The following is a 26,102-nucleotide window of genomic DNA, read 5'->3' as shown; positions in this document are numbered from 1 at the left end:
TACCCTGAGGGGCATGGCGGGATCCCAGTTCACTCTAGCCGCGTTGGCGACCACGGCCGTTCCCGGTCTGGTCGTCACGGGCACGCGCACACTCGGCTCGGCCGCCTCCGGTGACTACGAGTCGGCCGTCCTCCGCGACGCGGACGGCGCGCTCAGTGCGATCCGTCGTCCGCGCAACCAGCGGGCCGAGGCCCGGCAGTCCGCGGACCTCGTCGCGATCCGTGCCCTGAGCGCCGGCATCCGTTCGCGTCTGCCGTTCGCCGTGGCCGAGTACCGCGGTCAGGCGCCGATCGGCTCGACCCGGGCGATCGTCACGACCTACGTGGCGGGCACCCACCCGACGCTGCGCGACCTGACCGAGCGTCCCGACCTCGCGACCGCCGTCGGCCGTGCCGTCGCGGCCGTCCACCAGCTGCCGACGAGCTTCGTGACGGACGCGGGACTGCCGTCGCTCACCCCGTTCGAGGTCCTGCGCTCCGCCGTCTCCGTGATGGACCGCGCGGTCGCCACGAAGCTCGTGCCCGCCGCACTCGTCGAACGGTGGGAGGGCGCTGCGCGCGACCAGCAGCTCTGGCAGTTCACCCCGACGGTCGTGCACGGCGCGCTGGGCACCGGGGTCGTCCTGGTCGACGGCGACTCGGTCACCGGCGTCCTCGACTGGGGCGAGCTCCGACTCGGCGACCCCGCGAAGGACCTGGCATGGGTGCTCGCCGGTCACCGCGACGCCTTCGACACCGTGATCAGTGCGTACGAGGCGAACGGCGGGGGTCGGGACCGCCAGCTCGCCCAGCGCGCCCGCGTCCACCACGAGCTCGAGACCGCACAGTGGCTGCTGCACGGCGTGCAGGCGAAGAGCACCGAGGTGGTCGACGACGCGGTCGCGATGATGCACCGGCTGGTCGACGCCGTGCAGACCCCGAGCGCGGCGCCGCTGCAGTCGGTCTCCCCCGAGACGATGGAGATCGGCGAGGTCGAGCAGTTGCTGTCGTCGACCGAGCGTCGACACGGCTGACCCGGCCGCCGCCCCGTCCGTCGCGACCACGCACCGGACGGGAGGGTCCCCGCGGCCCCGCCCCGCGCCTCCCGTCCGACACGGCGTCGGTCCACGTGCCGCAGCGGCCCAGCGCTGACCGGGCCGACCAACGCACCGGGCTGGCCAACGCACCCGACAGGCCGACGCACCGGATCAGCCGAGCGCCTCCTGCCAGGCGCGCTCGAGACCGGCACGGTCGAGCAGCGCCGTGGGCCGCACCTCGAGGTCGTCCGCGACGAAGTAGAAGACCGCGTCCACCTCGTCGACCGGTCGCCCGGTGAACTCGGCGTACGCCACCCGGTACAGCGCGAGCTGCAGCTGCCGCGCGGCCAGGTCTGCCGTTCCGGTCGGTGCCTTGCCGGTCTTCCAGTCCACCACCTCAGCGCGACCGTCGATCTCGTACACCGCGTCGAGCTTGCACACCACGCTGTGCCCGAGGAACGGGATGTGGATCTCGCGCTCGACCTCCACCGGGGTCAGCTCGGCCCAGCGTGACCGGGCGAAGGTCGCCTGGAACGCCGCCAGTCGTCGTGCGTCGTCGTCGGTGACCGCGGCGTCCGTCGAGGCGTCCACGGCCTCGTCCGCGTCGAGGTCGCGTTCGTCGTCCCACAGGTCGAGGGTCTCGAGCGAGCCACCGCTGCGCGCGCGCTGCTCGACCCACTGGTGGAAGAGCGTGCCGAGCCTGGTCGCACGGTACGGCCGCTCCGGCATGGGCCGGCGCAGGCGCTCGGCGACCGCGTCCGGCTGGCCGATGTAGTCCTTGAACCCCGAGGCCGGGACGCGGTGCGGGATCGCGACGCGGCGCCGGTCCGACCGTGCAGCCTGCCGCTCGGCGAGCAACAGGTCGATGTCCGCCGCGAAGCGACCGGCCGCACCCGGGTTCGCGTTCCGGACGCGCTCGGCTGCCGCGAGGACCCGGGCACCCCGCTGCCCGAACGGCACGTGCGGCCAGGACTGGGTCGCGCCGTCCCCGCCGAGCGGGTTCTCCTCGTGCACGGTGCCGTCGGGGACGGCGTCGGCAGCGACGACCCCTGCCGCGACGAGGTCCCGGAGGTACCGACTCGGCGGCGTCGGCTTGACCCCGCCGGCCCACGACGACCCGGACACGAGCAGGTCGTGCCGTGCCCGCGTCAGCGCCACGTAGGTCAGCCGACGCTCCTCGTCCTCGTTCCGGGCCTTCACCTGCTCCTTGTAGGCCTCGATGGCGTCGACGACGCCCTTCTGGTCCGCGTGCCCCCGCCACTCGAGCCGTGGGAGCTCGTCGGCGTCCCCGCGGAACTCGTACGGCAGGCGGCCGAAGCCGAGCCACCCCGAGGATCCTTCCTGCGGTCGGGCGGGGAGCCCGCCCTCGACGAGCCGCGGCACCGCGACCGCGTCCCACTCCAGGCCCTTCGACCCGTGGATCGTCAGGATCTGCACCGTGCCGGCCTCCGGCTCCTCGGACCGCGGGCCCATGTCGTCGCGGCGGGCGGCGGCGTCGATCCAGCCGAGGAAGGCACCGAGGTCGGCGCGGTCGTCGGTCGTCACGAACCCGGCGAGCTCGTCGACGAACGCGTCGAGGAAGGCGGCGCTCCCCTGCTCGTGGGCGGCGACCTCGACGTCGAGCCGCATCTCCTGCACGACCAGGGTCACGAAGTCGACCAGGTCCCCGGCCGCCCGGGCCCGGAGCGCGGCGAGCTGCTGCCCGAGCTCGCGCATCCGCTGGCGGCCGGCGGGACTGATGCCCTCGAGGGCTCCGTGCTCGTCGGGGGCGCTCGCGACGAAGTCGAGCGCGTCGACGATCGATCCGTGCTCCCCGGCGGCGACGGACGCGCGGAACGCCGCGGTCAGCTCGTCGTCGAGGCGCTGCTGCGTGTGGTCGCGGCGGAACAGCCAGCGGGCGAGTTCGTGCAGCGCGGCGACGTCGGCGGCACCGACCCGCCACCGTGCGCCGGCGAGCAGGCGGATGAGGTCGTTGCCGGCCGCCGGGTCGTGGAGCACCCGGAGACACGCCACCAGGTCGACGATCTCGGGTCGCTGCAGGAGGCCGCCGGTGCCGAGCACGTGGAACGGCACCCGGTGTGCACCGAGCGCGGCGGTGAACGCCGACAGGTCCTTCCGCGAGCGCAGCAGCAGCGCCATCGAGCCCTCCGGCGAGGCACTCCGGCGGTCCGCGAACCAGCGGGCGACCGCGTCCGCCTCCTCGGGCAGGGTCTCGGGGAAGACGGCCGTCACCGTGCCGGCGTCCGCACCGGGTCGCGGCGCGAGTCGCTCCACCGCGACCTCCGACGCAGCCGACAGCGGGTCGACGACGGCGTTCGCGCCGGCGAGCACGTCGACCGGGTTGCGCCAGCTCGTGGAGAGGGCGAAGGTCACCGGCGCCGGCGTCCCGGCGTCGTCCGTCCCCGAGACCGGTGCGACCGGTGCGACCGGTGCGACCGGTGCGACCGGTGCGTCCGGTGCGTCCGGTGCGTCCGCGAAGTCGCGCGGGAAGCGGGCCAGGTTCGCCGCGCTCGCCCCGCGGAACCCGTAGATCGACTGGTGCGGGTCGCCCACCGCCATCACCGGGTGCCCGCGGAAGAGCCGGGCGAGGAAGCGTGTCTGCACCACGGAGGTGTCCTGGTACTCGTCGAGGAGCACCACACGGAACCGGCTCCGCAGGTCGTCGACCACCCGCGGGGCGGACTCGGCCGCGGCGAGCGCGAGGGCGATCTGGTCCGAGAACTCCACGAAGCCGCGGTCGACCTTCTGCCGTCGGAACTCCTCGACGAGGTCCACGAGCGGCTCCAGCGCTCCGATCGCCGCGACGGTGTCGGTCACGGCCTTGTAGGGGTTGCCCCTGGCGTTCCCGGGAAGCTCGAGCAGCGCGCCGAAGTCGATCGCGAAGCGACGCAGGTCGGCCGGGTCGACGAGGTGCTCGGACACCGCCCCGGCGAGGGCCACGACGGCAGCGGTCACGGTGTCGACGTCGCGGTCGAGCCCGGCGAGCCGGTCGTCCCGCGCACCGACGACCACCCGACGGGCGAGCTGCCAGGCGGAGGGCTCGGTGAGCACCTGGGACTCGCCGTCGCGTCCGACCAGCAGGGCGTTCTCGCGGAACACGGCGTTGGCGAACGCGTTGTAGGTGGAGACCGTCGGGGCCTCGAAGGCGTCGCCGGCGGTCAGGAGCCGGACGTCCTCGAGCGCACGGATCCGGTCGTTGATGCGCACGGACAGCTCACCGGCCGCCTTGCGGGTGAACGTCAGCCCGAGCACCTCGGCCGGACGGACGAACCCGTTCGCGAGCAGCCACACCACCCGCGACGCCATCGTCTCCGTCTTGCCGCTGCCGGCTCCCGCGACGACGAGCGCGGGAGCGAGCGGCGACTCGATGACCGCACGCTGCTGGTCGGTCGGGCGGGGTCGGCCGAGGGCGTCGGCGATCGCGTCGGCGTCGTGGGCCGCCGGGGGCGCGGCGGTGTCGACACCTGCGTCGGCCTCGGGCTGCGTGTCGGTCTGGGTCGTCACCAGGTCACCTCCCCCACCACGTGGATGCGGCACTCGACGCCGGTCCGCGCCCGGTCGCAGTGGTCGTCGACGTTCGCCAGGAAGGTCCGGCCGGCCATACCCCGCGCGACGGCGTGCAACCGTTCCCGGTAGGCCTCGCGCGCCTCGTCGTCGAAGGCGTGCTGCGTGCGCTCCGAGTACGCCTGTCCCGCGCGGGAGTTCTGCACGAAGACGAGTCGGGCGTCGGCCATCGGCGCGCCCGCCGGGACCCCCTCGACCGCGCCGTCCTCGACCGCGAGCTGGTACGCGCCGAGCTGGGGGTGCTCCGGCATGTCGTTCTTCTCGCTCGGCATGGAGCGGCCGGTCTTCAGGTCGACGACGCTGACCCGCCCGTCGGGGTCGACCTCGATGCGGTCGATGCTGCCGCGCATCCGCGCCGGCCCGGTCACGAGTGCGAACGACGTCTCCGCGCCGAGCAGCCGTCGCCCGGTGCTCGCGAACGTGCGCAGGTAGTCACTGAGCCCCTCGATCATCCGCCGGGTCCGCGCTCGTTCGCGGTCGGCGACCCACGGCGACTCGAAGGTCAGCTCGTCCCAGCGCCCCTCCACGTGGTCCCACAGCGACTCGACGTCGACCGCGGTGGCCTGCTCCATCGCCTCGTGGACGATCGTCCCGATGCCCATCGCCGGGCTCGGCGCGCTGCCACCGAAGGTCTGCACGAACCAGTGCACCGGGCACTCCTCGAAGGTGCCGATGCGCGAGGGCGACACCGCGACCGTCGGGGCGACCGGCTCGCCGTCCTCGTGCTCGGGCGCCGGCGGGGCGTCCAGGTCGACCAGCGGGTCCTCCGTCGTCGGCTCGGCCGTCCCGTACCACTCGTCCGGTGACGCACCGGCGACCCCGGCCGCGGCGAGCCGTGCGAGGGCGGACGCCGCCTCGTGGTCACCCGAGGCGACGACGCGGCGCCGCAGCGAACCCGCCATGCCCCGGAGCGACAGCGGGTGCACGGTCGGTTGCCGGTCCGGCGGCACCGGGACGAGCCGGACGAAGGGCGACGGTGCCTCGTCGTCGTTGGCGACCGTGCCGATGACGACCTGCGTGGTGGCGCGGGAGACGGCGCGGGCGAACAGCCGGAGCTCATCCGCGATGACGGCTGCCCGGTCGTCTACGGTCTGGTCGTCGATGCCGGCGGCTGCGCGGACCAGCCCGTCCGGGTCGAGCAGGCTCCCCCGCACCCGGGTGTTCGGCCAGACACCGTCCTGGAGCCCGAGCACGACGACCACGTCGCACTCGAGCCCGATCGTGGCCGAGGGGGTGAGCACGCGCACGCGGCCGGCCGTGCGGTCGGGGCCGATGGAGTCCTCGGGCAGGTCGGCGCCGAGCAGGTCGTCGACGAACACCCGCGCGGGCGCGTCCGGGGTGCGCTCGACGAAGCGCTTCGCCGCGGTGAAGAGCCCGACGACGGCGTCGAGGTGCCGGTCGGCCTCGGCGGCGCCGACACCCCCTGCCGCGGACTGCCCGCCCCAGGCAGTCGCGAGGCCGCTGCGCTCCCACAGCCCCCACAGGATCTCCTCGATGCTGGCGTCCGCGGCGGCGTCCGCCCGCGCCTGCACGAGGCTGCGGGCGAGTCGGGTCGCGCGTCGGGCGAAGCCGGCGTCGACGGTGGCGAGCCGTTCGGGGGCACCGAGCGCCTCGACGAGCAGCTCGTCGGCGGTACGGGTCCCGCCGCCCGCGAGTTCCTCGCGACGCAGGGCGAGCCGGAGACGTCGCATCGCCAGGGTGTCCAGGCCCCCGAGGGGTCCGGTCGCGAACGACGTCGCCAGGTCGGCACCGAGGGGGAGCACCCCGAGCGCGACCGCGGCGGCGTCGAGCAGCGCCCGGGCAGCGCTGTCGTCACGCGGGCGGACCGGGGCGGCGCCGGCTGTCGCGGGCACCTCGGCGACGGACAGGGCACGCACGAGCTCCGGGATGGCGGCTCCGCTGCGGGTGACGACGGCCATCCGGTGCCACGGCAGGCCGTCCAGCAGCCGGTGTTCACGGAGGCGCCGGGCGACGGCGACGACGAGCGCCGAACGGCTGCCAGCCTCGAGGTGCAGCACGGCGTCGCTCCGGGCACCGGTGGTCGACGCGACGGCGGTGCGCTGGCGTCCGGCTGCGGCTGCCCCGATGCGCGCCGTCACGGCGCCGACGAGCTCCCGGATCGGTGCCGCGTGCCGGTGCACCGTGCCGAGCACGACCTCGTCGACGCGCGCCACACCGAGCCGGGTGGCGAGGCGTCCGAGCACGTCCGGCTCCGCACCGCGGAACGCCGAGGCCGCGATGTCCGGGTCCCCGAAGGCCACGACCTGCACCCCGGAGCGGGCGAGCGCCCCGAGCAGGGCGACCTCGCCCTCGACGAGTTCCTGCGTGTCGTCCACGACGACCAGGCGCAGCGCGGCGACACTCGCCGGGACCTCGTGCCGCAGCACTGCGGCGGTCGCGAAGGCCACGAGCTCCGCGGCGTCGAGACTGCTGCCACGGAAGGCCGTCACCGCTGCGCGGTACTCGTCCACGAAGTCACCGACCGCGCGCCACTCGGGGCGACCGCGCTCGTCGGCGAGCTCCCGCATGTCCTCGGGCTCCACCCCGGCGGCCAAGGCGCGCATCATCACGTCGCGGAGTGCCGTGCGGAAGCCGGCCCGTTCCCGCACGACGGCGGTGATCGGCGCCGGCCACTCCGGTCCGACCCCGTCGGTCTCGTGCCCCGCGAGCAGGTCGGCGATGATGCGGTCCTGCTCGCCACCCGTGAGCAGCGTCGGCGGCTCCTGCCCCTGCAGCGCGGCGGCGTGCGCGACGACCTGGAAGGCCAGGGAGTTGACCGTCCGGGCGAGCGCGCCGGGGACCGCCCGGTCGACCGCGGCCGCCAGGCGATCGCGGAGCGCCGTGGCTGCGGTGCGGGCCGAGGTCAGCGCGAGCACCGTGGCGTGTCCGTCCGGCGAGACCGCGTCCGGGCGGGCGAGCCGGTCGGCGACGAGCCGCGCGAGCGTGGTGGTCTTGCCGGTGCCCGGCGCGCCGAGCACGGCGGCGTGCCGGCCCTCCGGCAGCGCGAGCACGGCGTCCTGCGCGGGGTCGGCGACGAGCGGGCGGACGACCCCGACGTCCTCGGGGAGGGTCGTCAGCGTGGTCCTGGGCACGCGGACACGGTACCGAGGACGGCCGACAGCAACGCTCGACGCACCGGGACCGCCGCTGGCGGTGCGCCCCCGGCGAACGCCCGGGCCGACGGGGTACCGCTCGGATACGCTGTGCTCGTGGACATCAAGATCGGCATCATCAACAGCCCGCGCGAGATCGCCTTCGAGACCGCCCAGAGCGCCGAGGAGATCGAGCAGGCCGTGGCAGCGGCCCTCGAGTCGCAGTCGACCCACCTCTCCCTCAAGGACGAGAAGGGCCGCCGGTTCATCGTGCCCGTCGCCTCGCTCGCCTACGTCGAGGTCGGCGCAGAGGAGTCTCGCCGCATCGGCTTCGTCGCCTGACGTGGAGCTGCTCTTCGCCGTGCTCGGCGGCCTCATCGCGGGGGCCGTCGCGCACGTCGTGGTGCCGTGGCGCTCGACGCGCGGCGCACTGCTCGGACCCGTCGTCGGCGGCGTCGTGGCGGCCGTCGTGTGGGAGGCCCTGACCTGGGCCGGTTGGCCGTACGACGGCGGGTGGATCTGGGTCGTGGCCCTGGTGGGTGCCGGGGTCGTCGCCGTCGTGACCGAGTGGGTCCTGGGTCGTCGTCGCGCGGCCGCAGACGAGCACGCCTTCGAGCGCGCACGCACCGAGCGCGTCTGACCGAGCAGGCCCGAGCGAGCGCGCCCCGCGCCCCGGGCTGTCAGCGGCCCGCGCCTCAGGCGGTCAGGCCGAGTGCGTCCATCCGCCGTGTGTGCGCAGCGATGAGCTCCGTCCACACCGGCTCGAGCTTCTCCTGGTCCTCACGGGCGTGGACCGCCAGCGCCGACCGTGCCACGAGCAGCGTGTCGCCCACGAGCCGCCGGCCCCACATCGCCAGGCGCGACCCGACGCGCGGGTCCTGCTCGATGTGCGCTGCCAGCTCCTCGACGACCGCCGGTTCCTCGCGCGCGTCGAACACCGTCCGCAACCGCTGTCGGACGTCGAGCGGCAGCGACCGGAGCAGGCTGCCGAAGAGGTCGTTGAGGATCCCTGCCGTCACGTAGCCCGTGAGCATCGACTCGTACCAGTCAGCGCCGCTCGTGCGCAGCAGGAAGCGGTCGATCGCCTCGCGGTGGGGCTCCATGAGCTCCGCCGGCGCCCACCCGCCTCGTTCGATCTCGGCGACGATCGTCCGGTGCCGCTCGAGCGCGGTCGTCGCGAGCACGCCCGTGACGAGTCGCCCGGCCATCGTCGGCGCCGCGGCACCGGCTCGACCCATCGTCTCGTAGAGCGACAGCTGCAGGTAGGCCGCCTGCCCCAGGTACACGTCGAGCTCGGGACTCACGTCGTCCAGCTGCAGGCGCTCCACGGGCTTGGCGTTCCGCGGGTTCCGCGACGCCAGCCACGCGGCGGCGAGCTGCGCAGCGCGCTTCCGGTTCCACCACGACACCACGCCCCAAGCATACGGGCCGCGGGCACCACTCCCGCCCGGCGGGCGCTGTCCTCGCCTGCCGTCGGTAGACTGGCCTGGACTTCCACCAGGACTAAGGTGATTCTTTGACTTTCGCAGACCTCAACATCGAGCAGGACATCGTCGACGCGCTCGCGACGAAGGGCATCGCCGAGCCCTTCCCGATCCAGCAGCAGACGATCCCGCTCGCCCTCACCGGCCAGGACATCATCGGCCAGGCCAAGACCGGTACCGGCAAGACCTTCGGCTTCGGCCTGCCGCTGATCCAGCGTCTCGGCGCCGACCCCGAGCACGGCGTCAAGGCGCTCGTCGTCGTCCCGACCCGCGAGCTCGCGGTCCAGGTGACCGAGGACCTCGAGCTCGCCACCTCGAACCGGTCGACCACGATCGTGTCGATCTACGGCGGCAAGGCGTACGAGGGCCAGATCGAGCAGCTCAAGGCCGGTGCGCAGATCGTCGTCGGCACGCCCGGTCGCCTCATCGACCTGCAGCGCCAGCGCCTGCTCGACCTGTCGAAGGTGCAGGAGGTCGTGCTCGACGAAGCAGACCGCATGCTCGACCTCGGCTTCCTGTCGGACATCGAGCGCATCTTCCAGGCCGTCCCCGCGGTGCGCCACACCATGCTCTTCTCGGCGACGATGCCGGCTCCGATCGTGGCGCTGGCCCGCCGGTTCATGACGCGCCCGGTGCACATCCGCGCGACGGACCCCGACGAGGGCCTGACGCAGGCGAACATCAAGCACGTCATCTACCGCGCGCACTCGCTCGACAAGGACGAGGTCATCGCCCGCATCCTGCAGGCCGAGGGCCGCGGCAAGACCGTGATCTTCACCCGCACGAAGCGCGCCGCGGCGAAGCTCGTCGAGGAACTGAAGGACCGTGGCTTCAACGCCGCCGCCGTCCACGGCGACCTCAACCAGGAGCAGCGCGAGCGCGCGATGGCGGCGTTCAAGGCCGGCAAGCGCGACGTGCTGATCGCGACCGACGTCGCGGCGCGCGGCATCGACGTGGACGACGTCACGCACGTCATCAACCACACGATCCCGGACGACCCGGACACGTACCTGCACCGCGCCGGCCGCACCGGTCGTGCCGGCAAGACGGGCATCGCGGTCACCTTCGTGGACTGGGACGACCTGCACAAGTGGACGCTCATCGACAAGGCGCTCGAGTTCGGCATCCCCGAGCCCGTCGAGACCTACTCGTCGTCGCCGCACCTGTTCGCCGACCTCGACATCCCCGCCGGGACGAAGGGACGCCTGCCCGGTGCGCCCTCGCACGCGGCCGAGGCAGGTTCCTCCGCCGGCCGTGGCGCGCAGCGGACCGGTGACCGTCGCGGCTCCGAGCGCAGTGGAGACCGCCAAGGCGGCTCGCGTCCGCGCTCGCGCACCCGGTCGGGAGGCTCGTCCGACGCCGTCACGTCGGCTCCGGCCACCGAGTCCACGGGTCCCGACGCCGCGCAGTCCGCCGGCGAGGGCTCGGCCCCCGACGGGGCCGCGAAGCGCCGTCGCCGTCGTCGTCGTCGCAGTGGTTCCGCCGAGGCGGCCACCTCGGCACCGCAGGGCACCGGCGAGGGCGAGTAGCGCCTCCCGTCCGGAGGCCCCGTCACCCACGTGACGGGGCCTCCGTCACGTCCGCCTGCCTGCCCGCCGGGGACCCCGACGGGGGCGGACGTCAGGCCAGGCGGGAGCCCGCGCCGTGCACCGGGTCGCTGCCGGTGGCCTGGTCGACGATGGCGTCGAAGGAGTGCCGCGCGGTCCGGTGCTCGCCGAACCGGTTCGGCTTGCCGGTGCCGTGGTAGTCGCTCGAGCCGGTGACGAACAGGTCGTAGCGACCGGCCCAGTCGAGCAGCGTCCGCTTGCCGTGGGCGAGGTTCTCGCGGTGGTCGACCTCGAGCCCGCCGAGGCCGGCGTCGACGAGGTCACGCAGCATGGGCTCGTCGATCACGATCCCGCGCGAGGACGCCGCCGGGTGCGCGATCACCGGCACGCCACCGGCACCGCGGATGAGCTCGACGCCGCGCAGGGGCGTGGGCGCCTCGTGCGGTTCGTAGTAGCCGGAGGCCGGGTGCAGGATCCCGCGGAACGCCGCGCTGCGATCCGGTTCGAGCCCTCGGGCGACCAGGGCGTCGGCGATGTGCGGGCGACCGATGGTGGCGCCGTCGCGCGCCTGGGCGAGGACGTCGTCCCACGTGATCGGGTGGTCGCGACCGATGCGCTCGACCATGCGCCGTGCCCGCGCGAACCGGCCGTCGCGGATCCGGGCGGTCTCCGCGACCAGGGCCTCGTCGGTCGGGTCGACCAGGTAGCCGAGCACGTGCACGCTCCGGTGGCCGACGCGGGTGCTCAGCTCGAGGCCGGGGAGCAGCGACATCGGGCGGTCGCGGACGGCGGCGGTCGCCTCGTCCCAGCCGGCCGTCGTGTCGTGGTCCGTCAGGGCGACGCCGTCGAGGCCGGCAGCAGCGGCGGCAGCGACGAGCTCCGCCGGCCGCTCGGTGCCGTCGGACACGCTCGAGTGGGCGTGCAGGTCGATGAACGGATCGGGCACGTCGACCATGCTACCGACAGGTGAACAGCTGCTCAGGCCGGAGGGTCAGCTCGGTGCGATGATGGGTGACATGGCCGACACCACTCCTCGCGCGACGAGCAACCGATCCACCACCCCCGGGTCCTCGACCTTCAAGGACCACATCGCGTCGCAGTGGGCGGACCGGGAGCGTCCCACCCCCGAGCCGCGCGAGCAGTCGGCCTTCGCGGCGGAGCGACGTGCTCGCATCTCGGCGCTGCACCCCGGACGCACGATCGTCGTCCCCGCGGGTCAGGCGAAGGTGCGGTCGAACGACTGCGACTACCCGTTCCGCCCGCACTCGACCTTCGCGCACCTGACCGGCTGGGGCACCGACACGGTCGTCGGCTCCGTCCTGGTGATGACCCCGAACGGGTCCGGTCACGACGCCACGCTGTACTTCCGCGCCACGGCCGGCCGTGACTCCGAGGAGTTCTACGCGAACCCCGAGATCGGTGAGTTCTGGGTCGGGCCCCGCCCCTCGCTCGACGAGGTCGCCGCCGACCTGGGTCTCGCGACGGCCGACCTCGGCGCCTTCGCCGGGGTGGCCGACGACCTCGACGCATCGGTCCTGCTCGTCCGCGATGCCGACGCCGAGCTGACGCGCGCCCTCGACACCCGACTCGGCACGACGGTCGGCGGTGCGGACGCCGTGGACGGGGCCCCGGCGACCGAGGACGTGCTCTCCCGTGACCTGTCCGAGCTCCGGCTGGTCAAGGACGCGTACGAGGTGCACGAGCTCCGGAAGGCCGTCGAGGCCACGGGGTCCGGTTTCGACGACGTCATCGCCGACTTCGACGCCGTGCTCGCGCACCCTCGCGGCGAGCGCATCGTCGAGGGCACGTTCAACCGTCGCGCACGGGCCGACGGCAACACGGTCGGCTACGACACGATCGCCGCGTCCGGCCACCACGCGTGCATCCTGCACTGGACCCGCAACGACGGCGCGGTGCAGCCGGGCGACCTGATCCTGATCGACGCCGGCGTCGAGGTCGACTCGTTCTACACCGCCGACATCACCCGGACGCTCCCCGTGTCGGGCACCTTCACCGACGTGCAGCGCATGGTCTACGAGGCCGTGCTCGAAGCCGCCGACGCCGCGTTCGCGATCGTGAAGCCGGGCATCACCTTCCGCGAGGTGCACGCCACCGCGATGGAGGTCATCGCGAAGAAGACCGCCGAGTGGGGCTTCCTGCCCGGTACGGCCGAGGAGTCGCTGCAGCCGGACAACCAGTTCCACCGCCGCTACATGGTGCACGGGACGAGCCACCACCTCGGGCTCGACGTCCACGACTGCGCGAAGGCCCGTCGCGAGATGTACATCGACGGTGTCGTGCAGGCGGGCATGGTGTTCACGATCGAGCCCGGCCTGTACTTCCAGCAGGACGACCTGACCGTGCCCGAGGAGTTCCGCGGCATCGGCGTCCGGATCGAGGACGACGTCCTGGTGACCGAGGACGGCGCCGAGAACCTGTCGGTCGGCATCCCCCGGACCCCCTCGGAAGTGGAGGGGTGGATCGCCCGCACCGGCCGCTAGCCTGAGCGGGTGACGATGCCCGACGCCTCCCCCAGCACGACGTCCGCCCCGACCGACGGCCCGATCGCGCCGCGCGGGCTGGTGATCGACGTCGAGCACTTCGACTCGCCCGACGCACAGCGGCTCCGCGCCGCCCAGCGTCTCGAGATCGACCGGGCCTACGGCGGGGACACCGAACCGGGCGAGAAGCCGACGGCCGACTCGATCGCGGTCTTCTTCCTGGCCCGCGACGAGGACGGCACGCCCCTCGGCTGCGGGGGTCTGCGCCTGGTGCAGGACGGCATCGCCGAGGTGAAGCGGATGTACGTGCGGCCGGAGTCCCGAGGGGCCGGTGTGTCGAGCGCGATCCTCCGTCGCCTCGAGGAGGCCGCGATCGACCTGGGTTCCCCGGCGCTCGTGCTCGAGACCGGCGACGAGCAGAAGCGCGCGATCGGGTTCTACGAGCGCGAGGGCTTCCGCCGCATCGCGCAGTTCGGGCCGTACGTCGGAGCGGCGCGGTCGATGTGCTACTCGAAGGTGCTCTGACCACCGAGCCCTGACCGGCGACCCCTGACCGGAGCCCTGACCGGTCACGCGCCGCACCGCAGGACGCCCGCGTCGACGATCGTCGACGCGGGCGTCCTGCGGTTCGGTCCCTCCGTCAGCCGCGCTCGCCGTCGCGGCGGTCGTCGGGTGCCGAGCCGGGTCGCTGGTCCGCGCCGGCGGGGCGCTCGTCGGCTCCGACGACGCGCTCCCCGTACTGCGGGGGCTGGCCCGGTCGTGACTGCGGGACACGCGGGTCCGACGTCGGCGCGGGCTGCTGCGCCGTCTGCGGGGTCTCGCCGTACCGCGGGCCGTCGTTCGTCCCGTACCGCGGGCCGTCGTTCGTCCCGTACCGCGGGCCGTCGTTGGTCCCGTACCGCGGACCGGCGGCCGACGGGCCGGACTGCTGCGGGCCTCCAGGCCGGTGCTGCTGCGGCTGGTGCGGCGTCGCGTGCCCACCGTAGGGCGAGCCCTGCTGGGGGCCCGGACGCCACGGCTCCTGCCCCTGGGACGGACGGGCCTGCGAACCCGGCGCGCCCGGCTGCGGAGCGTCGTTCCAGTGCGTCGACGGCGTCGCGCCGTGCTGGCCGAGGATCCGCTGCGCCTGGCCGGTGAGCTGCGGGTCGACGACGATCTGGTAGTTCGTGGCGAGCACCTGGTGCACGCTCGTGAAGTCCCGCTGCCGCTTCGTGATCGCGAACGAGACGATGCCGTACAGCATGCCGAACGCGGCACCGATGATCGCCGCGGCGATGATCAGACCGCCCGCCGTCGGTGAGAACAGCGTCAGCACGATGCCGAAGAAGATGCCGAGCCAGAGCCCGGAGAGTGCGCCCGCGATGGCCGCACGGCCGTAGGTCATCTTCCCGGTGACGCGCTCGACGGTCTTCAGGTCGTTGCCGACGATCGAGATCTTGGCGACGGGGAAGTCCGCCTCGGCGAGCTTCGCGACGACGCGCTGGGCATCGGGGTAGCTGTCGTAGGTGCCGAGGACGTCCCCACGCGGCAGCGTCGGGAAGGCCTGGGCGGTTCGTCCGGCGAACGGGCTCTGGTTGGTCACCCAGCCATCATCCACCGGGCACCTTGCGATCACACGTGCGCCTCCCGGGAACCTCCGGGGCAGGGGCGCAGCGGCTGGTGCACCGAGCCGCGCGTCCCCACGGTGTGCGCAGGGTGCGCTCGTCCCCGGCCCGCGCGGCAGCGACTACGCTGGACGGGTGAGCGCCACGAAGGTCTTCGTCGCCCGCCTCGCCGGGTGCTCCGTCTTCGACCCCGCGGGCGACCGCGTCGGTCGCGTCCGGGACGTCCTGGTCGTGTACCGCCGCGTCGACGCCCCGCACGTCGTCGGGCTCATCGTCGAGGTGCCCGGCAAGCGCCGCATCTTCCTCAGCATCGGCCGCGTCACCTCGATCGGCGCCGGTCAGGTCATCACCACCGGCATCGTCAACATGCGTCGCTTCGAGCAGCGCGGGGGCGAGGTGCGCGTCATCGCGGAGATGCTCGGCCGCAAGGTCCTGCTGACGCGCGACCGCATCCGCGCCACGATCGAGGACGTCGCGATCGAGGACCGCGGACAGGGCGACTGGGAGGTGTCGCAGCTCTTCCTCCGCAAGCCGAAGACGACGCCGTCGCCGTTCGGCAAGGGCCCGACGACCTTCGCCACGTGGAACGAGGTCACCGAGGACGAGCTCCCCGGCGAGGCCCAGTCCGCCGAGCACGTCATCGCCGCCTACTCCGACCTGGTCCCGGCCGACCTGGCGTCGACGCTCCTCGACCTGCCCGAGGAGCGCCGGTTCGAGGTCGCCGAGGAGCTCCCCGACGACCGGCTCGCCGACGTGCTCGAGGAGATGCCCGACCAGGAGCGCATCGAGATCCTGACCCGGCTCGAGGACGCCCGCGCGGCCGACGTCCTCGACCAGATGCAGCCCGACGACGCCGCCGACGTCCTCGCGCAGTTCCCCGACGACCGGAGCGAGGCGCTGCTCCAGCTCATGGAGCCGGAGGAGGCGCAGGACGTCCGCATGCTCCTCGAGTACGAGCCGGACACCGCGGGTGGTCTCATGACCACCGAGCCCGTCATCGTCTCGGCGGACGCGACCGTCGCCGAGGGGCTGGCGCTCATCCGCCGGCACGAGCTCGCTCCGGCGCTCGGCGCGAGCGTGTGCGTGGTGCTGCCGCCCTACGAACCGCCGACCGGTCGGTTCCTCGGGCTCGTGCACTTCCAGCGCATGCTCCGGTACCCGCCGAACGAGCGCCTCGGCACGCTCATCGACCAGCAGACCGAGCCGGTCCGCGTCGACGCGAGCGCTGCCGAGGTCACGCGCGTGATGGCGACCTACAACCTCGTGTCCGTCCCCGTGGTCGACGACGCCCACCGTCTGGTCGGGGTGGTGACGATCGACGATGTCCTCGACCACGTCCTGCCGGACGACTGGCGAAGTCACGGCGAGGGAGATGCCCCCTCGCGACTCCGCCAACGCCAGCGCAAGACGCCCGTGACGACGGGGAGGAGGACCACCCGTGGCCCGAACGGATGACAACCGCCAGGAGCGACTCGACTCGCCCAAGGGCATGCGCACGCGTGTGCTCCCGACCCGCCGCCGTGGCCGCGGGGACACCTTCGGTCGGGCGACCGAGGGAATCGCGCGGGCGATGGGAACGCCCTGGTTCCTGGTCGGCCTGACCCTCTTCTGTGCCCTGTGGATGGGCTACAACACCCTCGCTCCGAAGCCGTGGCAGTTCGACTCGGCTGCGATCGGCTTCACCGCGCTCACCCTGGTGCTCTCACTGCAGGCCTCGTACGCGGCGCCGCTCATCCTGCTCGCGCAGAACCGGCAGGACGACCGCGACCGTGTGCAGTTCGAGCAGGACCGCCAGCGCGCCGAGCGCAACCTCGCCGACACCGAGTACCTGGCCCGCGAGGTCGTCGCCCTCCGTCTGGCGATGCGGGAGATGGCGTCGAAGGACTTCATCCGCGCCGAGATCCGGTCACTGCTCGAGGAGCTCGACCGGCGGGACGCCGAGGAGGCAGCGCTGCGCGCCGACTCCGTCGACGACGGTGAGGGAGCGACGAGCACGCGTGGCTGACGGCACCGCAGCGACGCCCGACGAGCAGCTCGGCGCCGCGGTCCTCGCTGCGCTCGGTCGCGTGATCGACCCCGAGATCCGCCGCCCCGTCACGGAGCTCGACATGATCCGCGGGGTCGACGTCCGGCCGGGAGGCTCGGTTCGGGTCGACCTGCAGCTCACGATCGTCGGGTGCCCCGCCGCCGACACCATCGAGCGCGACGTGCGGTCGGCCGCCGGTTCCGTGGACGGCGTGCACCACGTCGACGTCGACGTCGACGTGATGAGCCCGGCGACCCGCGCCGCCCTCACCGAACGGCTCCGTGCCGGCCGGCCGCGCGGCGTGCAGTTCACCCCGGACTCCCTGACCCGCGTGATCGCCGTCACGAGCGGCAAGGGCGGGGTCGGGAAGTCGACGGTCACCGTCAACCTGGCCGTCGCGCTCGCAGCGGCCGGTCAGCGGGTCGGCATCGTCGACGTCGACGTGCACGGCTTCAGCGTGCCCGGCCTGATGGGGTTGACCGACGAGCACGGCGTCGCACCCCGGCCGACCCGCGTCGACAGCATGATCCTGCCGCCGGTCGCCCACGAGGTGAAGGTCGTCTCGATCGGCATGTTCGTCGACGACGTCTCGACCGCGGTGTCCTGGCGTGGACCGATGCTGCACCGCACGGTCTCGCAGTTCCTGACCGACGTGTGGTTCGGCGACCTCGACGTGCTCCTGCTCGACCTGCCGCCCGGCACCGGCGACGTGGCCATCTCGGTCGGGCAGCTGCTCCCCCACGCCGAGGTGCTCGTCGTCACGACGCCCCAGGCCGCGGCCGCCGACGTCGCCGAGCGGAGCGGGGTCGTCGCACGGCAGACCGGGCAGAAGGTCATCGGTGTGGTCGAGAACATGGCCGGGCTCGTGCAGCCCGACGGCAGCGTCCTGCACCTGTTCGGCGAGGGCGGCGGCGACGAGACCGCCGCTCGGCTCTCCCGGGGGCAGGACGTCCCCGTGCCGGTCCTCGGCCGCGTCCCCCTGTCGGTCCCGCTCCGGGAGGGCGGCGACGGCGGCGTCCCCGTCGTGCTCGGCTCCCCGGAGGACCCCGCCGCGGTCGCCCTGCGGTCCGTCGCCGAGACCATCACCACGATGGGACGGGGCCTGGCCGGACGGAAGCTCGGGCTCAGCCTGTCCTGAGCGACCGTCGCGCACGGGCCGATGCGCCCGCTAGCGTGGCCGCATGGACAGCTCCGACCACGTCAGCGTCGACTGGGACGCCGCCCGCGCGACGAACCGCGCGAACTGGGACGACCGGGTCCCCATCCACGAGGGCGCGTACGACGTCGCCGCGCTCGACGACCCGGCACATCGGTCGGACGTCGTGCGCGACGACCTGCCCGCGCTCACGCCGTGGCTGCCCGGCGGCACGCTCACGGGGCTCGACGTCTGCCACCTGCAGTGCCACATCGGCACCGACACGGTCTCGCTGGCCCGCGAGGGTGCACGCCTCACCGGGGTCGACTTCTCGGCACCGGCGCTCGCGTCGGCAGCGGCCCTGGCCGACCGGCTCGGCCTCGACGTCACGTGGGTGGAGACCGACGTCCTCGACGCCCGCGCGGCCGTCACGGGCGACTTCGACGTCGTCTACACGAGCATCGGCACGATCTGCTGGCTCCCGGACCTCGACCGCTGGGCCGCGCAGGTCGCGGGGCTCCTCCGGCCGGGCGGGGTGTTCTTCATCCGCGACGGACACCCCGCGCTGTACGCCCTGGACGAGGACGCGCCGGAGCTCGCGACGCGACACCGGTACTTCCCCGACGGCACGGCCCAGCAGTGGGAGGACGCAGGTACCTACGTCGGCGAGGGCACCGTCGCGAACACCCGGACGTACGAGTGGCCGCACCCGCTGTCCGAGGTCGTCAACGCCCTGCTCGGCGCCGGACTGCGTCTCCGCCGTCTGGACGAGGGGCGCACCCTGCCGTGGCGGTTCAGCCCGCGCATGGAGGAGGACGGCCACGGTTCGTGGGTGTGGCCCGCCCCGGACCGCGACCGGATGCCGACGACGTTCACGATCGTCGCGACGCGTGCTTGAGAACGGACGGGAGGCCCGGTGCCAGCTGGCACCGGGCCTCCCGTCCGTCGTGACGTGACGGGAGCCGCGTCAGGTCGCCTCGGTGTCGAAGGGGGCCGGCTCGCCCTCGGCGAGCGGCACCACCGGCGCCGTCGCACGCACCTTCGACGCGGTGACCTGCGCGGTCTCCACCGCCGCCGTGCTGCCGGCGGCGGTGCCCCCGGAGTCGAGCAGGGCGTCGCGGATGATGCGACGGGGGTCGTACTGCCGGGGGTCGAGCTTCTGCCAGTCGACGTCGTCGAACTCGGGGCCCATCTCCTCGCGCATGCGGTCCTTCGCGGTGTCCGCGAACCGGCGGATCGCCTTGACGAACTCGGCGAGCTTCTGCGCGTACATCGGCAGGCGCTGCGGCCCGAGCAGCAGCACCGCGATGATCCCGATGATCAGGATCTTGTTGAAGTCGATGGACACGGCAACGAGCGTAACCCGTCCCACTGCGCCGCACCCGTAGAGTTGTCTCCCGAACGGAGTGTGCGTGTCAGAGAAAGAGTCGAACTGGAAGTTCGCCGAGGACATCGTCTCGGAGCCCGAGGTGATCGCCCGAGCGCGAGAGCACTCCCTCGAACTCGGGGTCGAAGCCGTCTCCCCCGCGATCGGCGCCCAGATCGCCGTGGTCGCAGCGGCATCACGCGCGACGAGCATGATCGAGATCGGCACCGGGCTCGGCGTCTCGGGGCTCTACCTGCTGCGCGGCGCGCCCGATGCGACCCTCACGACGATCGACGTCGAGGTCGACCACCAGCAGTACGCCCGTGACGCCTACGTCGCCGCCGGCACGGCACCCTCGCGCGTCCGGCTCATCCCGGGTCGGGCGAACCAGGTGCTGCCCCGGATGAACGAGGCGTCGTACGACGTCGTCCTCGTCGACGCCGACCCCGAGCACGTGATCGAGTACGTGGAGCACGGACTCCGCCTCGCGCGCGTCGGGGGCACCGTGCTCGTGCCGCACGCGCTCTGGCGCGGTCGCGTCGCGGACCCGGTGCGTCGGGACCGCGCGACGACGGACTTCCGACTGCTGCTCACCGAGGTCTCGACCTCGGGCGCGGTGCGCAGTGCGCTCTCCCCCGCCGGGGACGGGCTGCTGCAGATGACGAAGGTCTCGGCCTGACCCGCCGGACGTCCTGATCCGACGGACGTCCTGGACCGCCGAACATCCTGATCCGATGGACGTCCTGGATCGACGGACGTCGTGGCCCGGTCTGCCGGTTCCGTCGGCCACGAGGCACACGAGAGGCCCGGAGCGTACGCGCTCCGGGCCTCTCGTCGTGGTGCGTCGACGGACTAGGCGGAGACGACCTCTGCCAGTGCGTCGTGGAGTTCCTTGGCCTCGGCGTCGTTGACCGAGACCACCAGGCGGCCTCCACCTTCGAGCGGAACCCGCACGATGATGAGTCGACCCTCCTTGACAGCCTCCATCGGCCCGTCACCGGTCCTCGGCTTCATCGCTGCCATCAGATGTCCCCTTTCGTGCAGAAGATGCAGGCCCATTATCCCGTACCGAGGGGGCAACTGCGAAACCGCCCAGGTTGGGGGTGTCGGAATGCGACGTTCTCGCGGCTCCGGGTGGTCACCTTGGCGTGTGCCGAACATCCGCTCCGTGCTGCGTCCACAGGTCGATCCGGTCGTCGAGGCGGTGCCGAGGGGCATGCGCATCGCCGGAGCGTTCTCGTGGCGCTTCCTCGTGGTGGTGGCTGCCCTCGCCGTCGTCGTCGCCCTCGTGATCCTGCTGCAGGACATCATCGTGCCGTTCCTGGTCGGGCTGCTCGTCTGCGCACTGCTCGCCCCCTTCTCGGCGTTCCTGCAACGTCACCGGTGGCCGAAGTGGCTCGCCGTGCTCACGGCCTGCATCTCGGTCGTGGTCGTCCTCGGTGTCCTGGCGCTCGTCGTGACGGCGCAGATCCGCTACGACCTGCCGACGCTCGAGCGTCGGCTGACGAGCAACGTGCAGACCTTCCAGACCCTGCTCGCGTCCGAGCCGTTCGGCATCACCTCGGCGCAGGTCACGAAGTACCTGGCGGAGGCGACGAAGTTCCTGCAGACCCACGTCGCGTCGATCCTGTCCGGGGCCGCCGAGGCGGGCAGTGGGCTGGTGCACGCGCTCGAGGGGCTCTTCATCGTGGTGTTCACGACGATCTTCGTGCTCATCGACGGCCGTCGGATCTGGTCGTGGGTGGTGCGGATCTTCCCGCGACGCTCGCGCGGGCGCATCGACGCCGCGGGACAGGCGGGGTGGAAGACCCTCACCAGCTTCATCCGCGTGCAGCTCGTCGTCGCGGTGACGGACGCACTCGGCATCGTCATCGGCGCGCTCGCGCTCGGCCTCCCGCTCGCCGTCCCGATCGGCGTGATCGTGTTCTTCGGCGCGTTCGTCCCGGTGGTCGGGGCGATCGTCGCCGGCATCGTCGCCGTGCTCATCGCGCTGGTCTTCAACGGACTGGTCCCGGCGCTGGTCATGCTCGCCGTGGTGGTGGTGGTCCAGCAGCTCGAGAGCCACGTGCTGCACCCGTTCCTGACCGGCTCGGCCGTCCGGGTGCACCCGCTCGGCGTCGTGCTCGGCGTGACCGCGGGCACCACGATCGCCGGCGTCGTCGGAGCCTTCTTCGCCGTGCCGTTCATCGCCACGGTGAACGCCATGGTGCACGCCGCGGCCGACTGGCGCCCGGGCGAGGACCCCTCGGCGACACCCGCCGCCGAGGACTCAGACGACCGCGAGGTCGATCACGGCGGCGTCCAGTCGTAGCCGTCGACCCACCAGCAGGTGTACAGCCAGACGAACTGCAGACCGAGACAGACCGCGACCACCAGCACCCGGTAGCCCGACGACCGCGGGAGGGCCACGATGCCGAGGAGCGGCGCGATCGGCAGCAGGATACGCCAGGTGCTCGACTGCGGGAAGAACACGGCGAGCAGGTAGACGACGTAGGCCACGCCCCACAACCGCAACTCGAGGCCGACGCGCCGCACAGCGGGGTGCGCGACGAACACCGCGAACCCGACGAGCGCCACGGCGAGCAGGATCGCGCCCGCCGGCTGCCCGAACCACCAGCCGGCGCCCTGGATCCACGGCGCGAACGGGACGAGTTCCCGCCACCCGATGTACGACGACCGCCAGGCGAGCTCGGTGTCGGTGTACGCCTTCGGGACCCCGGTCACCGCCCACGCGATCGCCGGCCATGCGAGTCCGACGAGCCCCGAGACCGCACCCACGACGAGTGGCGGCAGAGCGGTGCGCAGGGTCGGCCGCTCCACCTCGCGCACCGATGACGGCCGGATCGTCCAGGCGGCCAGGAACAGCACCACGAGGAACGCGAACGCGAGCCCGGTCGGTCGGGTCATCCCGAGCAGCAGCACGACCGGCAGCATCGTCCACCAGCGGCGGTCGACCATCAGCAGCAGGGCGACCAGGAGCAGGAAGAGCCCCATCGCCTCGGCGTAGGCGACCTGGAACACGGCGGACACCGGCGCGACGCAGAACAGCACCGTGGCGAACGTCGCCCGGCCGTCGTCGAGGAAGCGGCCCATCAGCCGTCGGAACACCAGCGCAGCGCCCCACCCGGCGACCAGCGACACGGTGACCGCGACGGCCTCGAACGACGCCCCGGTCAGCACCATCAGCCCTCGGACGAGGAACGGGTACGCGGGCATGAACGCCCACGCGTTCTCGGTGACGTGTCCCGCGGCGTCCACCGGCAGGGTCGACGGGTACCCGTTCGACGCGATCACCCGGTACCAGGCGCCGTCCCAGATCGATGCGAAGGACAGGTACGACGGACGCGCACCGGTGAACGAGTTGGCGGTCTGCACACCGGCGAAGGCCAGGAGCATCGCCCCCGTCACGAGCCGCGCGACCACGTAGACGACGGTGACCCGGACCCACCAGGGCACGAGCCGGTAGCGCGTGCGCCAGCGGCCGGCGCCGTGGAACCCCGCGACGGTGCGCGCGGGGCCGGTGGTCACGCCGTCAGCCACCGACGCAGGCCGTCCTCGACCGCGGTGATCTGGTCGACGGGGACCTGCTCGTCGTCGTGGTGGGCGAAGACCGGCTCGCCGGGACCGTAGTTGACCGCCGGGACCCCGAGCGCCGAGAAGCGGGCGACGTCGGTCCACCCGTACTTCGGGCGCGGGGCCGGGCCGCCGACCGCTGCGACGAACTGCTGCGCGAGCGGCGCGTCGAGCCCAGGGCGGGCGCCGGCGGCGAGGTCGACGATCTGCACGTCGTACCCGTCGAACAGCTCTCGGATGTGCGCGACCGCCTCGTCCGCGCTGCGCGACGGCGCGAAGCGGTAGTTCACGTGCACCATGGCCTCGTCCGGGATGACGTTGCCGGCGATGCCGCCGGTGATGCCCACGGCGTTGAGCCCCTCGCGGTACTCGAGCCCGTCGACCGTCACGGTGCGCGGTTCGTACGCCGCGAGCGTCGCCAGGATCGGTGCGGTCTTGTGGATCGCGTTGTCGCCTATCCAGCTGCGTGCGCTGTGGGAGCGCTTGCCGGAGGTCCGGACCTCGGCGCGGAGGTTGCCGTTGCACCCGCCCTCGATCTGGGCCCCTGACGGCTCACCGAGGATCGCGAAGTCGCCCGCGAGCAGCTCGGGACGGGTCCGCGCCAGCCGACCGAGGCCGTTCAGGGAGTCGCTGACCTCCTCGTGGTCGTAGAACACCCACGTGACGTCGACGTTCGGCTCGGTCAGGTCGTGCGCGAGCTTGAGCTGCACGGCGCACCCGGCCTTCATGTCGACCGTGCCGCGACCCCAGAGGATCTCGGTGCCGTCGTCCGCGGTCCGGAACTCGGTCGGCAGGTTGCCGTTGAGCGGCACCGTGTCGATGTGCCCGGCGATCACGACGCGGCGCTCGCGACCGAGCTGCGTGCGTGCCACGATCGCATCGCCGTCGCGCACGACGTCGAGGTGGGGCAGCGACGACAGCGCCGCCTCGATCGCGTCGGCGAGGGGTCCTTCGTTCCCCGACACCGACTCGATGTCGCAGACGGCGCGCGTGATGTCGATGGACGAGGCGGTGAGGTCGAGCTGCTCCGGCATGCGGTCAGCGTACCGGCCGCGTCCCTCAGCGGACGGTGAGGCGACCACCGGTGGACGATGCCGATCCGTCCACAGCACCCGCGCCTCCAGGCCGGCCTGGTCGTGTCACCGACGTTCTCCACAGACCGTCTCCCCGGACGGGTCGCCGACCGGCCCGCTCGCTACCCTGGTGGCGTGACCGACGCGACCGCTGCCACCGACCGACCCACGCACGCCTGGGGCCACGGCCTCGCGACGATCGCCGCCGACGGCACCGTCCTCGACACCTGGTACCCCGAGACACACCTCGGTGCGCGTCCGGCCGACGCGGTGTTCCCGACCGAGCTCGAGGCGCACGTCGGCGACGACCCCCGGCGCGAGGTCCGGATCGAGGCGGTGACGACCGAGATCGCCATCGACGACGCACCCACCAGCACGCCCGATGCGTACCTGCGGCTGCACCTGCTCAGCCACCTGCACGTCCGGCCGAACACCGTCTCGCTCGACGGTGTCTTCGGTCACCTGCCGATCGTCGCCTGGACCAACGCCGGCCCGGTGCACCCGGACGCCCTCGTCCGCCTGCGTCCGGTCCTGCAGCGCGCGGGCATCGCGGTGCACGCGGTCGACAAGTTCCCCCGCCTGCTCGACTACGTCGTGCCGGACCGGGTGCGCATCGGCGACGCCAACCGGGTGCGGCTGGGCGCACACCTGGCTCCCGGCACGACCGTCATGCACGAGGGCTTCGTGAACTTCAACGCCGGCACGCTCGGTGACGCCATGATCGAGGGTCGGGTGTCGCAGGGGGTCGTCGTCGGAGACGGCACCGACATCGGTGGGGGTGCGTCGATCATGGGGACCCTGTCCGGCGGCGGGACGCACCGGGTGTCGCTGGGCGAGCGGGCGCTCCTCGGGGCGAACGCCGGCCTCGGCATCTCGCTCGGGGACGACTCCGTGATCGAGGCCGGGCTCTACGTGACGGCCGGCACCAAGGTCGTCCTGGTGGGTGTCGCACCGAACCCGGACGGCACGCCGCGCACCGTGAAGGCCGCAGAGCTGTCGGGCGTGCCGAACGTGCTGTTCCGGCGCAACTCGCTCTCCGGTGCGGTCGAGGCCCTGCAGCGCCAGGGCCAGGGCATCCAGCTCAACACGGCGCTGCACGCGTAGCGCGGCTCCCGGCGAGACCGACGGCATGGGGGCGACGATCGCGGGGCCGCACGGACCGGTGCCCGTCCGACGGTACGGACGCCCGAGCCGACCCACCCTGGTCTGGTTGCACGGGGGCGGGTTCTTCCGCGGTGGCCTCGACCAACCGGAGTCGCACGCCGTCGCCACCGCGCTGGCCGCCCACGGGCTCGCCGTCGTGACCGTCGACTACCGCCTCGCTCCGCTGCCCGGGCTGCCCTGGGTCGGACGCCGTGGAGCTCGGCCCCGGGCGCGGTGGCCCCACGCGCACGACGACGTGCTCGCGGTGGTCCGACACACGAGGGCGCACACCGACGGGCCGCTGCTGCTCGGTGGGGCGAGCGCGGGGGCGTGCCTCGCGTCCGCCGCGACGCTCGGCCTGCTCGACGCCGGCGACCCGCCGGAGGGCGTCGTCCTCGCGTACGGGTTCCACCACGCCCGACTCCCTCGCGACCGCGCCGTGCAGCGAACCGTTCGCGGACACCGCCGTGTGACGCATGCGCCGTGGGCCCTCGACGTCGCGAACCGGAACGCGGTGCCCCGGACGGCACTCGGGCAGCGGACGGCGTTCGCCGGCGGACAGGACCTGACCGGCTTCCCGCCCGCCTTGGTCGTCGACGCCGCGTCCGACGCGATGCGGGCGTCGGGCGAGCGGTTCGCCGCCGAGCTCGTCTCGGCGGGCACGTCGGTGGAGCGACACGTCCTGCCCGATCGGCACGCCTTCCTGAACCGACCGGGCACGCCCGCGTTCCGTGCGGCCGTCGACCTGCTCGGGACCTGGGCGACGGGCCGATTCCCGGCGGGGGCGCACCGCGCCTGCTGAACGCCGCTCCTGAGCGCGGCGCCTGACCGCCGCTCCCGAGCGCCGCCTGACCGCCGCTCCCGAGCGCCGCTCCTGAGCGCCGCGAGGAGTTAGCCGCGAGCCGGGTGACGCCGCCGGGGACCGACGGACCCCGGGCGCACCCACGGAACCGGGCGTACCCAGCAGAACCGGGCGTTC

Annotated in this window: 23 protein-coding genes; 14 read left to right on the top strand and 9 right to left on the bottom strand. The window is 73.2% G+C overall.

Annotated features, from left to right (window positions below):
* Positions 1-13 precede the first annotated feature (13 nt).
* Complete coding sequence (locus J2X59_RS03550) at positions 14-1,012, top strand: phosphotransferase (protein WP_326495721.1); 999 nt, start codon at positions 14-16, stop codon at positions 1,010-1,012.
* Between the two features lie 174 nt (positions 1,013-1,186).
* Here the strand turns inward: J2X59_RS03550 and J2X59_RS03545 are convergent, their stop codons facing one another.
* Positions 1,187-4,519: an ATP-dependent DNA helicase gene (locus J2X59_RS03545; protein ID WP_326495720.1), complete on the bottom strand. Its 3,333-nt coding sequence runs from the start codon at positions 4,517-4,519 to the stop codon at positions 1,187-1,189.
* On the bottom strand, positions 4,516-7,671 hold the full coding sequence (locus tag J2X59_RS03540; RefSeq protein WP_326495719.1) for a PD-(D/E)XK nuclease family protein: 3,156 nt from the start codon (positions 7,669-7,671) through the stop codon (positions 4,516-4,518). The genes J2X59_RS03545 and J2X59_RS03540 overlap by 4 nt, the downstream gene beginning before the upstream one ends.
* 117 nt (positions 7,672-7,788) lie before the next feature.
* On the opposite strand from J2X59_RS03540, the gene J2X59_RS03535 reads away from it, so the two are divergent.
* Entirely contained in the window at positions 7,789-8,013 is a 225-nt protein-coding gene (locus J2X59_RS03535) for a DUF3107 domain-containing protein (RefSeq protein ID WP_066657860.1), read from the top strand.
* 1 nt (position 8,014) lies between these two features.
* Positions 8,015-8,311: a hypothetical protein gene (locus tag J2X59_RS03530; protein WP_326495718.1), complete on the top strand. Its 297-nt coding sequence runs from the start codon at positions 8,015-8,017 to the stop codon at positions 8,309-8,311.
* A gap of 55 nt (positions 8,312-8,366) precedes the next feature.
* Here the strand turns inward: J2X59_RS03530 and J2X59_RS03525 are convergent, their stop codons facing one another.
* Complete coding sequence (locus J2X59_RS03525; protein ID WP_326495717.1) at positions 8,367-9,083, bottom strand: ferritin-like fold-containing protein; 717 nt, start codon at positions 9,081-9,083, stop codon at positions 8,367-8,369.
* 104 nt (positions 9,084-9,187) lie between these two features.
* Here J2X59_RS03525 and J2X59_RS03520 point away from each other — a divergent pair, with 104 nt between their 5' ends.
* The gene (locus J2X59_RS03520) at positions 9,188-10,684 is read left to right on the top strand and encodes a DEAD/DEAH box helicase (protein ID WP_326495716.1); all 1,497 of its coding nucleotides are present in this window, start codon (positions 9,188-9,190) and stop codon (positions 10,682-10,684) included.
* Between the two features lie 91 nt (positions 10,685-10,775).
* On the opposite strand, the gene J2X59_RS03515 is transcribed toward J2X59_RS03520, so the two are convergent.
* Complete coding sequence (locus J2X59_RS03515; protein WP_251159867.1) at positions 10,776-11,657, bottom strand: PHP domain-containing protein; 882 nt, start codon at positions 11,655-11,657, stop codon at positions 10,776-10,778.
* A gap of 61 nt (positions 11,658-11,718) precedes the next feature.
* Between J2X59_RS03515 and J2X59_RS03510 the strand changes: the two genes are divergently transcribed.
* Together J2X59_RS03510 and J2X59_RS03505 are read left to right on the top strand one after the other, a co-directional pair.
* Positions 11,719-13,203, top strand: a complete 1,485-nt coding sequence (locus J2X59_RS03510) for an aminopeptidase P family protein (protein WP_326495715.1) — start codon at positions 11,719-11,721, stop codon at positions 13,201-13,203.
* A 15-nt stretch (positions 13,204-13,218) separates the two neighbouring features.
* Positions 13,219-13,728: a GNAT family N-acetyltransferase gene (locus tag J2X59_RS03505; RefSeq protein WP_081985226.1), complete on the top strand. Its 510-nt coding sequence runs from the start codon at positions 13,219-13,221 to the stop codon at positions 13,726-13,728.
* Positions 13,729-13,843: 115 nt separating this feature from the next.
* Here J2X59_RS03505 and J2X59_RS03500 read toward each other — a convergent pair whose 3' ends face one another.
* On the bottom strand, positions 13,844-14,785 hold the full coding sequence (locus tag J2X59_RS03500) for a general stress protein (protein WP_326495714.1): 942 nt from the start codon (positions 14,783-14,785) through the stop codon (positions 13,844-13,846).
* A gap of 157 nt (positions 14,786-14,942) precedes the next feature.
* On the opposite strand from J2X59_RS03500, the gene J2X59_RS03495 reads away from it, so the two are divergent.
* From J2X59_RS03495 to J2X59_RS03480, 4 genes are read left to right on the top strand one after another with little or no spacing between them, the layout of a single operon-like run.
* On the top strand, positions 14,943-16,262 hold the full coding sequence (locus J2X59_RS03495) for a magnesium transporter MgtE N-terminal domain-containing protein (protein ID WP_066652860.1): 1,320 nt from the start codon (positions 14,943-14,945) through the stop codon (positions 16,260-16,262).
* 34 nt (positions 16,263-16,296) lie between these two features.
* On the top strand, positions 16,297-16,812 hold the full coding sequence (locus tag J2X59_RS03490; protein WP_396137159.1) for a DUF1003 domain-containing protein: 516 nt from the start codon (positions 16,297-16,299) through the stop codon (positions 16,810-16,812).
* Positions 16,805-17,971, top strand: a complete 1,167-nt coding sequence (locus J2X59_RS03485) for a P-loop NTPase (protein WP_326495713.1) — start codon at positions 16,805-16,807, stop codon at positions 17,969-17,971. The genes J2X59_RS03490 and J2X59_RS03485 overlap by 8 nt, the downstream gene beginning before the upstream one ends.
* A 43-nt stretch (positions 17,972-18,014) precedes the next feature.
* On the top strand, positions 18,015-18,866 hold the full coding sequence (locus J2X59_RS03480) for a class I SAM-dependent methyltransferase (RefSeq protein ID WP_326495712.1): 852 nt from the start codon (positions 18,015-18,017) through the stop codon (positions 18,864-18,866).
* 69 nt (positions 18,867-18,935) lie between these two features.
* Here J2X59_RS03480 and J2X59_RS03475 read toward each other — a convergent pair whose 3' ends face one another.
* Positions 18,936-19,316: a twin-arginine translocase TatA/TatE family subunit gene (locus tag J2X59_RS03475; protein ID WP_066652853.1), complete on the bottom strand. Its 381-nt coding sequence runs from the start codon at positions 19,314-19,316 to the stop codon at positions 18,936-18,938.
* 64 nt (positions 19,317-19,380) lie between these two features.
* Between J2X59_RS03475 and J2X59_RS03470 the strand changes: the two genes are divergently transcribed.
* Positions 19,381-20,013, top strand: coding sequence for an O-methyltransferase (locus J2X59_RS03470; RefSeq protein WP_066652851.1), 633 nt, complete (start codon positions 19,381-19,383; stop codon positions 20,011-20,013).
* A gap of 173 nt (positions 20,014-20,186) precedes the next feature.
* On the opposite strand, the gene J2X59_RS03465 is transcribed toward J2X59_RS03470, so the two are convergent.
* Complete coding sequence (locus J2X59_RS03465) at positions 20,187-20,357, bottom strand: DUF3117 domain-containing protein (RefSeq protein ID WP_017887054.1); 171 nt, start codon at positions 20,355-20,357, stop codon at positions 20,187-20,189.
* A gap of 145 nt (positions 20,358-20,502) precedes the next feature.
* Between J2X59_RS03465 and J2X59_RS03460 the strand changes: the two genes are divergently transcribed.
* Positions 20,503-21,645 carry an AI-2E family transporter gene (locus tag J2X59_RS03460; RefSeq protein WP_326495711.1) on the top strand — a complete coding sequence of 381 codons (1,143 nt, stop codon included), beginning with the start codon at positions 20,503-20,505 and terminating at the stop codon, positions 21,643-21,645.
* Here J2X59_RS03460 and J2X59_RS03455 read toward each other — a convergent pair.
* Positions 21,624-22,862 carry a hypothetical protein gene (locus tag J2X59_RS03455; RefSeq protein ID WP_326495710.1) on the bottom strand — a complete coding sequence of 413 codons (1,239 nt, stop codon included), beginning with the start codon at positions 22,860-22,862 and terminating at the stop codon, positions 21,624-21,626. The two genes, J2X59_RS03460 and J2X59_RS03455, sit on opposite strands and share 22 nt — an antisense overlap.
* A complete protein-coding gene (gene dapE / locus J2X59_RS03450; RefSeq protein ID WP_326495709.1) occupies positions 22,859-23,941 on the bottom strand; it encodes a succinyl-diaminopimelate desuccinylase in 1,083 nt (360 codons plus the stop codon). Before dapE ends, J2X59_RS03455 begins: the two co-directional genes overlap by 4 nt.
* A gap of 174 nt (positions 23,942-24,115) precedes the next feature.
* Here dapE and dapD point away from each other — a divergent pair, with 174 nt between their 5' ends.
* Positions 24,116-25,084 (top strand): 2,3,4,5-tetrahydropyridine-2,6-dicarboxylate N-succinyltransferase, encoded by a 969-nt coding sequence (dapD, locus tag J2X59_RS03445; protein WP_326495708.1) that lies wholly within the window; start codon positions 24,116-24,118, stop codon positions 25,082-25,084.
* 25 nt (positions 25,085-25,109) lie between these two features.
* Positions 25,110-25,925: an alpha/beta hydrolase gene (locus tag J2X59_RS03440; RefSeq protein ID WP_326495707.1), complete on the top strand. Its 816-nt coding sequence runs from the start codon at positions 25,110-25,112 to the stop codon at positions 25,923-25,925.
* Positions 25,926-26,102: the final 177 nt, after the last annotated feature.

Origin of the sequence: Curtobacterium sp. 260 (assembly GCF_030803485.1) — a bacterium.
Lineage (GTDB): Bacteria > Actinomycetota > Actinomycetes > Actinomycetales > Microbacteriaceae > Curtobacterium.
This window is presented reverse-complemented; position numbering and strand designations above follow the sequence as displayed.